This window comes from Halorubrum amylolyticum (assembly GCF_004114995.1).
Lineage (GTDB): Archaea > Halobacteriota > Halobacteria > Halobacteriales > Haloferacaceae > Halorubrum > Halorubrum amylolyticum.
Genome location: NZ_SDJP01000003.1, coordinates 21356 through 34783 on the forward strand (window position 1 = coordinate 21356; position 13428 = coordinate 34783).

The following is a 13428-nucleotide window of genomic DNA, read 5'->3' on the forward strand; positions in this document are numbered from 1 at the left end:
CCGAAGTAAAAAGGGGCGGGAGCCGGGGTCACCCTCCGCCGCCAGCCTCCGAGCCCGTCCAAGCGGCCCCAAGCCCCTCGTGCGCGACGAACTCCACCGCGTTGACGACGTAGTGCGCGACGACGACCGCGAGGAGGCTGCCGGTGGTGACGAACAGCCCCGCGAGCGCGACACCGAGCCCGCCGGCGACGGCGATCCCGAGCCGCCCCTGCGCGCCGTGGCCGAGCCCGAACGCGGCCGACGAGGCGACGACGAGGAACCACGGATCGACCGCGAATCCGACCGACAGCGCCCCGATCAGCGCGCCGCGGAACAGCGCCTCCTCGAAGGCGGCGACGACCGGGAGCGCGATCCCGAACAACAGGACCCACTCGGCGAGATCACGGGGAGCCATCGCCTCGCGGAGCCGCGTCGAGGGCGCGACGCCGGCCCGGGTGCCCAGCCGCGCGGCCGCCTCGTTGCCGACGGCGAGGAGGAGTCCCGCGACGACACCGAGAGCGACGACATCGAGAGCGACGGGTGAAGAACAGAAGCAGCAGCGTCAGGGCGACGGTCGCGGCCGCGAACGCCGCCCAGTCGGGCATCGGTGTGGTTGCGGGTAGCTACCCTACTGCGGGCTCGGACTGGAGGGACCGGAGACGCTCCCCTCCTTCAGCGCCGAGCCGGTGATCGACTTGAGCCGGGAGACGAGCGAGTCCTTCTCGGCTTCGCCTTCGAGAGCGATGTCGAGGACCTCGCTGATGTGCGAGACCGGGATGACCTCGATCATGTCCTCGTACTCGTCTTCGATCATCACGTCCTGCTCGTTCGCCTGCGGGATGATGACCCGGGTGCAGCCGGCCTTCGCGGCCGCCTCGATCTTGTGGGTGACGCCGCCGACGGGGAGCACGTCGCCCCGTACCGACAGCGAGCCCGTCATCGCGAGGCTCTGGTCGACGCCGACGTCCTCCAACGCGGAGATGACCGCGGTCGCGACCGTGATGGACGCGGAGTCGCCGTCGACGCCCTGCTGGCCCGCCTGCACGAACTGGATATGGATGTCCATCTCCGAGATGTTCTCGTCGGAGAACTTCTTGATGATCGCGGAGACGTTCGACACCGACTCCTGCGCCATCTCCTTCAGCTGGCCCGTGGCGATCACTTCGCCGGGGCCCTGCGAGGGCGCGACTTCGGCCATCACCGGGAGCATGATCCCGGAGTCCTCGCCCATCACGGCGAGCCCGTTGACGCGGCCGACGACGTAGCCGTCGGAGACCTGCAGCTCGTAGTCCTTCCGGCGCTCGATGAAGTCGTCCGCGAGCTGCTGTTCGATGGAGCGCGAGCGCCCCTTCGCCTGCAGCACGTGGTCGCGGGTGGTCAGCTCGGCGTCCTCGCCGCGGGCGATGTCGCCGGCGACGCGGACGAGCCCGCCGAGGTTCCGGAACAGGAGGGTGAGGTGGCCCTTCCGGCCGGAGCGACGCTTGGCCTCGAGGAGGACCTCCTCGACGGCCTCGGCCGTGAACTCCGGCAGGCGGCCGTCCTTCGCGACCTCCTGCGCGATGAACCGGACGTACTTCCGGCGCATCTCCGGGGTGTCCTCGATGGTGTCCTCCATGTACACCTCGTAGCCGTATCCCTTGATACGGCTCCGCAGCGCCGGGTGCATGTTCTCCATCGCGTCGAGGTTCCCGGCCGCGATCATGACGAAGTCGGTCGGGACGGGCTCGGTCTGGACCATCGCGCCCGAGGAGCGCTCGGACTGGCCCGTGATCGAGAACTCGCCCTCCTGAATCGCCGTCATGAGATGCTGCTGGCTGCGGATGTCGAGCGTGTTGATCTCGTCGATGAACAGCACGCCCTTGTTCGCCTTGTGGATGGCGCCCGCCTCGACGCGGTCGTGGCTGGGCGTCTCCATCCCGCCGGACTGGAACGGGTCGTGCCGGACGTCGCCGAGCAGCGCGCCGGCGTGCGCACCCGTGGAGTCGCGGAACGGCGCGGTCTTCGTGTCGCCGTTGTTCACCAGCAGGTTCGGGATCATCGCGTCCGACCCGCGGTTCAGGTAGCGGAAGACGAGGTAGACGACCCCGGCGGCGATGATGCCGACGAGGATCTGGCCGACGATGATGAGCGCGTAGCCCAGCACGACGGCGATGATGATCCACATCAACAGCGACCGCATCTGGTTGCGCTTGCGCGCCTCCTCACGGTGCGCGTCGAGGATCTGGTCGCCCTTCCCGGCGGGGACGGTCCGGACCTTCGGCTTGTTGCCGTCCTCCGGGTTGTGGTAGACCAGCACGTCCTGAAGCTCCTCTTTCGGGAGCAGCTCGGACATCGCCTTCGCCAGCATCGACTTCCCGGTCCCGGGCGAGCCGATCATCATCACATGGCGGCGCTGCTTGGCCGCCTTGATGATCACGTCGCGGGCGTGCTCCTGCCCGATGACCTGATCGACGAGGCGGTCGGGGATCTCGAGCTCGGCGGTGGTGTCGATCTTGAGGCCGCCGAGGAGGTCGTCCTCGTCGGGGTCCTCCTCGATATCGGCGCCCTCGACCTCGACGGTGCTGCCGAGCTCGTCGATGCCGCCGCCCTCGTTTGCTTCGGTGACACCCTCGGGGGTGGCGCCGTTCGCTTCCTCGCGGCCCGTCTCGGCGCCCTCCGACCCGGGTCCGTCGACGACGACCCCGTCGTCCCAGACCTCGTCGGATTCGGCCGGATCGTCGGCGGCCGCCTCCTCCTCCTCCTCGGAGGCCGAGTCGCCGGCGCCGTCGGGCGCGTCGACGCCCTCGTCCGCCGGCTCGCGGGCGCCGTCGTCGCGGGCGTCCTCGCCGTTCCCCGTCGGGTCCGGGCTCCCGACGCCGGACTCTTCCGGCTCTTCGGGGTCCTCGGTCGGCGGGTCGTTCGCGTCCTTTTCGTTGCTCATAGAATCGGGGTTCGCTACGAAAAACGACGGGTCGGCAACTGATATACTTTCTCCCCGCGGCCGAACCGTGGGAGATCGGTAAAACGGGTTCGATACGCCCCGAAACCCCCGATATTCCACGTTGGCGGTTCCCACGAGGTTTATAAACGAGGCTCCCGCTACGTGTATCCATGCGCGGGTTCTACATCGGGCGGTATCAGCCGTTTCACGACGGTCACCGACACATGGTCGAGGAGATCGCGTCCGAGGTCGACGAACTCGTCCTCGGGATCGGTTCGGCCGGCGACTCCCACACCACCCGAAACCCGTTCACCGCCGGCGAGCGCGTGATGATGGTGACGAAGGCCGTCGAGGAACTCGATGTCACGAGCTACGTCGTCCCCATCGAGGATCTGGACCGCAACTCCGTGTGGGTGAGCCACGTTCAGAGCATGACCCCGCGGTTCGACGTGGCGTACTCGAACAACCCGCTCGTCGTCCGGCTGTTCGAGGAGGCCGGCGTCGAGGTCCGCGGCTCCCCGATGTTCCGCCGCGACGTGTTGGAGGGGACGGAGCTTCGCGAGCGCATGATCCACGGCCGCGACTGGGAGGCGCTCGTCCCCGAGACCGTCGTCGACGTGATCGAGGAGATCGACGGCGTCGAGCGCATCCGCCGGATCGCGGAGACCGACGCGAACGGCGAGGCGCCCTCCGACGCGTAGCCGGTGGCCTCACCGCCGCGTTCCGCCACCTGCCTTTTAAGAACGAGCCGCACCGCCGATCGTCCATGATCACGCTCGCCTCCGACTTCGGCTCGCCGTACCCCGCCGCGATGAAGGGAGTGATCCGACGCCACACCGACGCCGAGCTGATCGACGTCGCCCACGACCTGCCGCGCGGCGATCCCCGGGCGGCCGCCTTCTGGCTCCGCTTCGTGCTCCCGGAGTTCCCCCCGGCCGTCCACTGCGCGGTGATCGATCCGGGCGTCGGCACCGACCGGGACGCGCTGGTCGTCCGCGCCGGCTCGCACGTCCTCGTCGCCCCCGACAACGGGCTCGCGATGCCGCCGGCGCGGGCGCTTGCGGACGACGACGAGGTCGAAGCCTTCGTCGTCGACGTCGACAAGCCGGTGAGCGAGACGTTCCACGGCCGCGACGTGTTCGCGCCGACCGCGGCCCGAATCCGGGCGACGCTCGACGACGGCCCGGCGGCGACCACGCCCGACGAAGTCTCGGAGACGCTCACGGGCATGGACGACCTCTCGCCGGCGGCCGACCCCGTCGACCTCGTCCTCCCGGAGCCGAGCGTCGAGCGCGACGACGCGGGCGACCCGGTCGCCGTCGACGGCGAGGTGCTCGCGATCGACCGGTTCGGCAACGTCGTCACCAACGTCCCGGGCGAGCTGATCCGCGGCCGCGACTGGGTCCGGATCAACGGGGAGCTCACCCCGGTCGCCGAGACGTTCGGCGCGGTCGACCCGGGCGACCGGCTCGTCACCGTCGGGAGCCACGGCTACGTCGAGTGCGACGTGAACGACGGACGCGGCGACAGCGCGTTCGACCTCCGACCGGGGGAGTCGGTGCGGATCGTCGCCGACAACGTGAGCGTTTGAAGGGGTCTCCGGTCGCGCTCACAGCTCGACGCCGGACGGGATCAGGCTCTCGTTGCGGAGGAGGTTCCCCTCGTGGTCGTACACGAGGAAGGTGTCCTTGTCGTAGCTCACGAGCCGCTCGCCGTCGACGTCGATCTCGACCCGGTAGTGGGCGTCCTCGTCGCCCGCCGAGTCGCGCGCGGCGTGGATGAAGGGGAGCACGTCCGTGGCCGTCTCGTTGAGTTCGAGGACGAAGTCCCCGGTGTAGCGGTTCGTCACGCCGACCACGCCATCCGGGTCGTCCGCGGTCGAGAGCGGCTCGCGGAGCCGGAACGCGACGTCGACGTCGTCGGCGTCGAGGAGGTCGCCGTCGGTCCCCGAGAGCCGGTCGCGGAGGAGCCCGTCCGGTCCGTGGAAGTCGATACGGACCAGTGGCGTCCCCGGTCGGCCGGCGTCGTCGCCGACGCCTTCGACGGTCAGCTCGAAGTAGTTACGCCGCATTGCCTGTGTCATACTTCGCGGTCGCCCCGTATGAACGTAACGGGCGGACCCCCGCCGGGCCACGAGAGACGAGGTGCCGACGGGGCCGGAGACCGCGGTGGCGACGAGACTGGAGACCGTGGCGAGGATGGGACCGAAGACCGCGCCGGCGAGGCCGACGACGGCGTCGGTGTCGCCGATGATAACTGCCGGGGGGATTTTAAACCGCCACGACCCATACGGCCTCGTAACGACGATGGCGAGTGACGCGCGCGGCGACGCCGGGGACCGCATCGAGGCCCTCCGGCGGCGGCTCTCGCGGACGTGGGAGATGCTGCAGGGGTCGGACCTGAACGTCAGGCCCTTCAGGCCGGACACGGACGGCCCGCTCGCCGCCTTCGCGGTCCCCGACGGCGAGCGCGAGGTCGACCGGTACTGGGTGAACGCGCCGTACGCGTACGTCGTTATCACCTACGACGACGCGGAGAGCGAACACCGGTACTACGCGGTCGAGCCGGAGCTAGACCGGTTCGAGCGCGACCTGCTTGACCGCGTCGTCGACGACATCCGCGACCCGCTGCTGTACCGCGAGGGCACCGGGAAGACCGACGAGGAGACGCTCCGGGGGGAGCTGGAGGGGCTGTTGGAGGGGTACGGCGTCGACGCCGGGATGGACACGTTCCACGCGCTCGCGTACTACCTCTACCGCGACTTCCGCGGCTACGGGAAGGTCGACCCCCTGCTCAACGACCGCCACATCGAGGACATCTCGTGTGACGGCTACGACCTCCCGATCTTCGTCTACCACGACGACTACACCGACGTCGAGACCAACGTCTCGTTCGGGAAGTCCGAGCTCGACAACTACGTGATCCGCCTCGCCCAGCAGTCCGGGCGCCACGTCTCCGTCGGCGATCCCATCGTGGAGACGACGCTGCCGGACGGGTCGCGCGCGGAGCTCGCGCTCGGCGAGGAGGTGACGCCGCGCGGCTCCGCGTTCACGATCCGCCAGTACGCCGAGGACCCGTTCACCCCGATCGATCTGGTGGAGTACGGCACGTTCTCGGTCGAGCAGATGGCGTACTTCTGGCTCTGTATCGAGCACAACAAGAGCCTCATCTTCGCCGGCGGCACCGCCTCCGGGAAGACCACCTCGATGAACGCGGTGTCGATGTTCGTCCCGCCGCGCGCGAAGGTGCTCACCATCGAGGACACCCGCGAGCTCTCGCTCTACCACGACAACTGGCTCTCCTCGGTCACCCGGGAGCGCCGCTACGAGGGCGCCGACATCGACATGTACGACCTGCTCCGGTCCGCGCTTCGCCACCGCCCCGAGTACATCGTGGTCGGGGAGGTCCGCGGGGAGGAGGCGATCACCCTGTTCCAAGCGATGAACACCGGCCACACCACCTTCTCGACGATGCACGCCGACTCGATCGAGACGGTGATAAACCGGCTGGAGAACGAGCCGATCAACGTGCCGCGCGCGATGGTCCAGTCGCTCGATATGCTGTCGATCCAGACGCTGACCCGCGCGGGCGACCAGCGCGTCCGGCGCGCGAAGACGATCGGCGAGATCGGCGGGATCGACCAGCGCACCGGGGAACTCGACTACTCCTCGGCGTTCGAGTGGGACGCCGAGACCGACGAGTTCCGCCGGAACGACTCGTCGCTCTTAGAGGAGATCGCCGACGAGCGCGGCTGGTCCCGGTCGGAGCTACTCCGCGAGGTCCGGCGGCGCGAGCGCTTCCTCGAACTGCTCCGCGGGCTCGGCGTCACCGACTACCGGGCGTTCACCGCCCTCGTCAACGAGTACTACGCCGACCCCGAGCGCGTGATGGACCGGCTCGAAGAACGGGGCGACGGGAAGGTCGAACAGCGGGGCGACGACGCGGCCGATCCTCCGGGACCGGTCGGGGACGCCGGCGACGAATGATCGCGTACCTTCCCCTGCTCGCCGCGGTCGGGTGCTGTCTGGCGCTGCTCCTGCCCGCGGTCGACGACGGGGCGGACCTCGTCGTCACCCGCGTCGCGCTGTCGCTCTTCGGCGACTACGTCGGAGAAGACGGGCCGCGGCGGCAGCGCCAGCGAGACCTGATGCGCGCCGCCCACATCGCGGGCACTCACCGGGAGTACGCCGCCAAGACGCTTCTGTACGCGGGCGTGCTCGGCGTCGCCGGCAGCGTCGTCGGCGTGTACGTCGCGGCCGGGCTCCTCTCGGCGCTCGACGTGAGCGAGGCGGCCCTGCGGGAGACGCTTCCGGCGTCGCTCGGGTTCCTCGCCGGCGTGACCCGGCTCACGGAGATCGGGATCGCCGAGCTGTTCCTCCTGTTGACGCTGGCGTCGGCGACGCTCGGCTCCGCGCTCGCGGTCGGGATGTACTACGGTCGGTGGGAGCTGCTCGACCAGCGCGCTCACGCGCGGGGGGCGGAGATCGACGCCACCCTCCCCCGCACCGTCGCGTTCATGTACGCGCTGTCGCGGTCGGGGATGCCGTTTCCCCGCGTGATGGACACCCTCGCGGAGAACGAGGCGGTGTACGGCGAGGCGGCGACGGAGCTGTCGGTCGCCGTCCGCGACATGAACGCCTTCGGCACCGACGCGCTGACCGCGCTCCAGCGCACGGCCCGGCGCACCCCGAGCGAGGACTTAGCCGACTTCGCGGAGAACCTCGCGTCCGTGCTCGGCACCGGCCAGCCCATCTCGACGTTCCTCAGCGACCAGTACGAGCTGTATCAGGAGGAGGCCGAGGCGAAACAGCAGCAGTACCTCGAACTGCTCTCCACGTTCGCGGAGGCGTACGTCACCGCCTTAGTGGCCGGCCCGTTGTTCTTCATCACCATCCTCGTCGTGATCGGTCTCGTGTTGGAGGACACCCTCCCCCTGTTGCGCGTCGTGGTCTACGTCGGGGTGCCGCTGGCGACGTTCGGGTTCGTGGTCTACGTCGACAGCGTCACGCAGGGGGTCGGCGGCACCGAGACCGTCGACCTCTCGAAGGCGATCGAGGACGGGGCGACGGCCGGCGGCGCGGGCGGCGCGGAAGACGCCGACGGGTCCGGTCTCGCCGACGGCGGCGCACAGGCGGACGGGGGCGTGGCGGTGGACGGGAGCGGCCGCGACCGCTGGGCGGCGAGCCGCGAGCGCCTCCGGGCGTACGACCGGGTCCGGTCGCTTCGCCGGTGGGCCGCCTCGCCCGTCGAGAGCGTGCTCGACGAGCCGCGCACGGTGTTCCTCCTCTCCGTCCCGCTCGCGGTCGTCGGCCTGCTCGCGACCGCCTTCCCGATCACCCTCGGACCGCCGACCGAGATGGTCGCGCAGGTCGAGACGCCGGTCGCCGCCGCGACCGCGCTCGTGCTCGCGAGCTACGCCGTCGTCTACGAGGCGCGCAAGCGCCGGGTCCGGCGGATCGAGTCGGCGGTCCCCGACTTCCTCGACCGGCTCGCCAGCGTCAACGAGGCGGGCACCTCCGTGGTCGGGAGCGTCCGGCGCGTCGCGGACTCGAACTTAGAGGGACTCACCGACGACCTACAGCGCACCCGGCGCGACATCGACTGGGGCGCCGACGTGGGCACCGCCCTCCGGCGGCTGGAGCGACGGGTCCGGTCGCCGATGACCTCGCGGGCGGTCGCGCTGATCACGAACGCGATGCGGGCCAGCGGCGACATCGGTCCCGTGCTCCGGATCGCGGCCGACGAGGCGCGCGCGACGTGGTCGCTCCGCCGAGAGCGCCGGCAGGTGATGTTGACGTACCTCATCGTGATCTACATCTCCTTCCTCGTCTTCCTGGGGATCATCGCCTCGCTGTCGGTGTCCTTTATCCCCGCGATCGAGGAGGCGGCGATCCCCGGTTCGGGCGCCGGCGCGAGCGACCTCCCCGGCGCGTCGGGCGGTCCCTCGGGGATCACGGGGGGACTCGGCGACATCGACGCGAGCGCCTACGAGCAGCTGTTCTTCCACGCCGCGGCGATACAGGCGGTCTGCTCCGGGCTCGTCGCCGGCCAGCTCGGCGAGGGATCGGTCAAGGACGGCGCGAAACACGTCGTCGTCCTGCTTCTGTTGACGCTCGCCGCGTTCCTCGTCATCGACGTGGTGTGAGTCGCCGCCGGACGAGCGCCGGCCTCGTCGTCGCTTCGGCGCCGGCAGCCACCGGACCTAAATCGGTCCGGAACGACCGCCCGACATGGACCCCGAGCCGGGAGGTGACCACGAGGCCGACGCCGACCCTCAGTCGACGTACGACCGCATCGCCGCGCACTTCTCGAAGACGAGGGAGTACGCGTGGCCGGAGGTCGAGTCGTTCCTCGACGGGCGCACCGCGGCGCGCGCGCTCGACCTCGGCTGCGGCAACGGGCGTCACGCGGAGCTCCTCGCCGAGCGCGCGGACGCGGTCGTCGGCGTCGACCTCAGCCGCGGGCTCCTCCGCGAGGCGGTCGCTCGCGCCCGCGATCGGACATACGACGGGACCGCGTCGTTCGTCCACGGCGACGCCGCGGCCCTGCCGATCGCGGCCGACGCGGTCGGGCTCGCCGTGTACGTCGCGACCGTGCACCACCTCCCGTCGCGCGAGGCCCGGGTCCGGAGCCTCGACGAGCTCGCGCGGGTCCTCGCACCGAGCGGGACCGCGCTGGTGAGCGCGTGGAGCACGGCCCACGACCGGTTCGACCGGGAGGAGGGGTTCGACACGACGGTCGACTGGACGCTCCCGGGCGGCGAGACGGTGCCGCGGTACTATCACATCTACTCGCCCGCGGAGTTCGAGGCCGATATCGCGAAGAGCGCCCTCGAAACCGCCGATGCCGACGTGTCGAGCGGGAACTGCTACGCGACCGTCACCGTCCCGCCCCCCTAATTATCGATGTCGATATTGGCGTGGGAGGATTAAAGAGACAGTGACGACCGCGTCGATGTAATGAGTTCCACACGTCTCGGTCGCCTTCTGCGCCGGCTGAGTCCCGACGCGGTCACCCGGAGCTACCTCGCGAAGTTCGCGGTCGCCGTGCTGGTGGTCGTCGCCGCTATCGGGGCGGTGGGCGCGGTCACCTACGCGGAGACGACCGATCAGCTCGAGTCCAACGCGCAGGCGGACTACACCGCGGTCGCGGAGCTGAGCGGCACCGAAATCGACGGCTGGACGAGCGCCCGCCGCTCGACGGTACGCGACATCGCGGACAACGGGGCGTTCTCCGAGGAGCCGGACGTGACGAGCCGGTACCTCATCTCGCACAAATCGCGGACGACCGACGAGGTGATCGCCCTCCACCACGTCGACCGCAAGGAGGGGACCGTGCTCGCGTCGAGCCAAGACGCTCCCGACTCCGGCGCCGCCCTCACGAGTCAGGAATGGTTCGACGACAACCTACTGTACGGCGATCAGGTCTACACCACGCCGACCTACGAGGTCGACGGCGACCAGCGGATCGCGTACGTCGCTCTGACGCCGATGCGCGATTACCTCGTCATGGAGGTCACTCTGGCTCCGGTCGTCGCGGACCTCCGCCAGCCGACCGACGGCGCGTTCACGACGCTCGTGCAGTCGGACGGGACGATCGCCGCCGGGGACCGCGAGGGCGTCGCCGGGGAGCGGTACAACGGCGGCATCCGCTCCGTTCTCTTCGATGAGGAGAACCCGGTCGGCTCGATCGCGTCCGCGACGTTCGGGTTCGCCGAGGGGACCGAGTACTTCGTGGCGTACGCGCCGGTGCCGTCCGAGGACTGGTCGGTCGCGGTCCACGTCCCGCTGTCGGAGGCGTACGCCCTCTCCGGGATGATCGGCCGGAATCTCCTCCTGATCGTCGGGGTCGCGATCGTCGGGCTCGGGCTCCTCGGCGCGACGCTCGGCCGGGGGACCGTCGTCGAGCTGAACCGCCTCGGAAACCGGGCGCGCGAGCTGGAGGCCGGCAACCTCGACGTGGATCTGGAGACCAGCCGTCGGGACGAGTTCGGCGACCTCTACGGCGCGTTCTCGACCATGCGCGACTCGCTGCGCGAGGAGATCGAGTCGGCGGAGACGCAGCGAGAGCGCGCGGAGGCAGCGAAGGCGGAGAGCGAGGCGTTCGCGCGGACGCTGGAGGAGCGCGCCGCGGCCTTCGGGGCGACGATGGAGGAGTGCGCCGACGGCGACCTCACCGCCCGGCTCGACGCCCAACCTGACGACCCCGAGGCACTTCGGGAGATCGCCGACGGGTTCAACGACGCGATAGACGAGCTGGAGGCGACGATCGCCGAGGTCGACGCGTTCGCGGGCGAGGTGGCGGAGAAGAGCGAGGCGGTGACGGACGGCACCGACGAGGTCGCCGAGGCCGGGCGCGAGACGAGCGACGCGGTCGACGAGATCTCGGCGGGCGCGGAGCGACAGAGCCGACAGCTCGCCGACGTCGCCGGCGAGATGGAGGACATGTCTGCCACCGTCGAGGAGGTGGCGGCCTCCGCCGAGCAGGTGGCGTCCACCTCGCAGCGGGCGAGCGAGCTCACCGAGCGGGGGCGCGGGGCGACCGGCGACGCGGTCGACGAGCTGCACGCGATCGAGGAGCGGTCGGAGTCGGCCGCGGAGACCGTCGAGCGGCTGGAGGCCGAGATGGGGGAGGTCGACGAGATCGTCGAGACGATCTCGGAGATCGCGGACCAGACGAACCTGCTCGCGCTGAACGCCTCGATCGAGGCCGCCCGCGCGGGCGAGGCCGGCTCCGGCTTCGCGGTCGTCGCCGAGGAGGTGAAGTCGCTCGCGGAGGAGACCCAGGAGTCCGCCGCCGAGGTCGAGACGCTGATCGACGGCCTTCGCGAGCGCACCGACGAGAGCGTCACCGAGATGGCCGCGATCCGCGAGGGCGTCGACGACGGGGTCGACACCGTCGAGGAGGCCGAGGACGCGCTGGAGGCTGTCGCCGAGCGCGTGACCGAGGCCGACGACGGGGTCCAGGAGATCTCCGGCGCGATGGACGCGCAGGCCTCGTCCGTCAGCGAGGTCACCGGCGCCGTCGACGACCTGGCCGGCGTGAGCCAGCAGACGACCGCGGAGGCGACGACCGTCGCGTCGACCGCCGAGGAGCAGGCCGTGACGCTGCGGGAGGTGTCCGAGCAGGCCCACGATCTGACGGAGCGCGCACGCGACCTGCGCCGCATGACCGACGCGTTCGACGTCGACGAGGCCGAGGCGGGACGTGCGGTCGGCGCCGACACCGACGCCGAGGGCGACACCGGGAGCGACGCCGAGGTCGCCCCGGAAGTCGAGGGCGGTTCGGAAACCGACGCGGGAACGCCCGAGACGACGGACAAAGCCGGCGGGGAAACGGACGGAGACGGAGGAGAGCGCGAAACCGAACCGAAGCCGGAGGAGGAGTCCGGGTTCGCGTTCGACACGGAGGAGACGGACGAGACCGACTCGTCGGTGAGCGCCGACGGCGGCGTCGCTCGCGAGGCGGACGAGACGGAGGGTACGAGCGAGGCGAACGCGACGCTCGACGGGTCGGCCGACGGGAACGCAGGAGAGTAGCCGCGCCGCCTACCGCGGCGGTCGAGTCACGAATCGCCTCAGTCGGCGACCGTCTCGTGGCCGGTCCGCGCGTCGTCGGCCAGCGGCGTCACGATCTTGTAGACCGCGTACAGCCCGAGCACCGCGATGCCGGCCAGCACGACCCCCGTGCGGAGCTGCGGCGAGAACAGCGGGGTCGCGATCACGTCCCCCGCCTCGTTCGTGATCGGGACCGGACTGTACGGTTGGCCGACGAGGAGCTCCAAGAGCCCCATGCCGACGATCCCGAGCAGCATCAGTCCCGCGCTCAGCGCCATCGCCGCCTTGTCGATGATGTCAGTCATTGGATGTCACCTCTTAACCGAGCAGGTAGCGGAGTTTTGGGTGTTGTTCGACCACGTCGAGCTTCTCGATCACCGCGTCGAGGCCGTAGTACCGGCCGGCTGCGAGCACGATCATCGTCATGAACAACAGCAGCCCCATGAGGTCGCTGTTGACGAGCCCGTGTCCGAACTCGGCGTTGCCGAGCCAGAACAGGGTCATGAAGATGACCCCGCCGAACGCGGCCAGCCGGGTGAACGCGCCGGCGATCAGCGCGAGCCCGATCAGCGTCTCGAACAGGGGAACGCCCGGCTCGATGAGCCACCCGAGGTTGTGTCCCACCCAGACCGGGATGCCGCCGAGCGCCGTGCCCGACATGCCCTGCATGTACGTCGTCCCGTAGGTGTACGAGAGCCCGTCCGAGAACACCTTCGTGATCCCGGAGTGGAAGAACCACCAGCCGGTGACGACGCGCAGGAAGGCGATCCAGTACGCCGCCCATGGGCCGTCCAGTGCGAACTCGACCTCGTCGACCAGGGGATTGCTCGATTGGTATGACATCGTCGTCACCTTACGGGTGTATATTGGGTGGCTACCGACATATGTACCCAGAACGCTTCTAACCCTCTGAAAACGGTTCTAAGTGTGCTATAACGGCCCTGAATATTGTGGGTTTTTAAATAGCGAGTG

11 protein-coding genes are annotated in these 13428 nt (G+C 69.9%); 6 read left to right on the forward strand and 5 right to left on the reverse strand.

Annotation, left to right across the window (positions count from 1 at the left end):
• Positions 1 to 28: 28 nt before the first annotated feature.
• Positions 29 to 394, reverse strand: a complete 366-nt coding sequence (locus ESO89_RS04040; protein ID WP_128904400.1) for a CPBP family glutamic-type intramembrane protease — start codon at positions 392 to 394, stop codon at positions 29 to 31.
• Positions 395 to 607: 213 nt separating this feature from the next.
• A complete protein-coding gene (gene lonB, locus ESO89_RS04045) occupies positions 608 to 2899 on the reverse strand; it encodes an ATP-dependent protease LonB (protein WP_128904401.1) in 2292 nt (763 codons plus the stop codon).
• A 170-nt stretch (positions 2900 to 3069) separates the two neighbouring features.
• Here lonB and ESO89_RS04050 point away from each other — a divergent pair, with 170 nt between their 5' ends.
• The gene (locus ESO89_RS04050) at positions 3070 to 3600 is read left to right on the forward strand and encodes a nicotinamide-nucleotide adenylyltransferase (protein ID WP_128904402.1); all 531 of its coding nucleotides are present in this window, start codon (positions 3070 to 3072) and stop codon (positions 3598 to 3600) included.
• Between the two features lie 65 nt (positions 3601 to 3665).
• Entirely contained in the window at positions 3666 to 4490 is an 825-nt protein-coding gene (locus ESO89_RS04055) for an SAM hydrolase/SAM-dependent halogenase family protein (protein ID WP_128904403.1), read from the forward strand.
• An 18-nt stretch (positions 4491 to 4508) separates the two neighbouring features.
• On the opposite strand, the gene ESO89_RS04060 is transcribed toward ESO89_RS04055, so the two are convergent.
• Entirely contained in the window at positions 4509 to 4970 is a 462-nt protein-coding gene (locus tag ESO89_RS04060; protein WP_128904612.1) for a DUF5793 family protein, read from the reverse strand.
• A gap of 235 nt (positions 4971 to 5205) precedes the next feature.
• Here ESO89_RS04060 and ESO89_RS04065 point away from each other — a divergent pair, with 235 nt between their 5' ends.
• The 4 genes from ESO89_RS04065 to ESO89_RS04080 all read left to right on the forward strand — a co-directional run bounded on the left by ESO89_RS04065 (position 5206) and on the right by ESO89_RS04080 (position 12438).
• The gene (locus ESO89_RS04065; protein ID WP_128904404.1) at positions 5206 to 6885 is read left to right on the forward strand and encodes a type II/IV secretion system ATPase subunit; all 1680 of its coding nucleotides are present in this window, start codon (positions 5206 to 5208) and stop codon (positions 6883 to 6885) included.
• Positions 6882 to 9044 carry a type II secretion system F family protein gene (locus tag ESO89_RS04070; RefSeq protein WP_128904405.1) on the forward strand — a complete coding sequence of 721 codons (2163 nt, stop codon included), beginning with the start codon at positions 6882 to 6884 and terminating at the stop codon, positions 9042 to 9044. Before ESO89_RS04065 ends, ESO89_RS04070 begins: the two co-directional genes overlap by 4 nt.
• Positions 9045 to 9129: 85 nt before the next feature.
• The gene (locus tag ESO89_RS04075; protein WP_128904406.1) at positions 9130 to 9798 is read left to right on the forward strand and encodes a class I SAM-dependent methyltransferase; all 669 of its coding nucleotides are present in this window, start codon (positions 9130 to 9132) and stop codon (positions 9796 to 9798) included.
• A gap of 60 nt (positions 9799 to 9858) precedes the next feature.
• Positions 9859 to 12438, forward strand: a complete 2580-nt coding sequence (locus ESO89_RS04080; protein ID WP_128904407.1) for a methyl-accepting chemotaxis protein — start codon at positions 9859 to 9861, stop codon at positions 12436 to 12438.
• Positions 12439 to 12476: 38 nt separating this feature from the next.
• On the opposite strand, the gene ESO89_RS04085 is transcribed toward ESO89_RS04080, so the two are convergent.
• Together ESO89_RS04085 and ESO89_RS04090 are read right to left on the reverse strand one after the other, a co-directional pair.
• Complete coding sequence (locus ESO89_RS04085) at positions 12477 to 12761, reverse strand: hypothetical protein (RefSeq protein WP_128904408.1); 285 nt, start codon at positions 12759 to 12761, stop codon at positions 12477 to 12479.
• 13 nt (positions 12762 to 12774) lie between these two features.
• On the reverse strand, positions 12775 to 13299 hold the full coding sequence (locus ESO89_RS04090) for a DoxX family protein (protein WP_128904409.1): 525 nt from the start codon (positions 13297 to 13299) through the stop codon (positions 12775 to 12777).
• Positions 13300 to 13428: the final 129 nt, after the last annotated feature.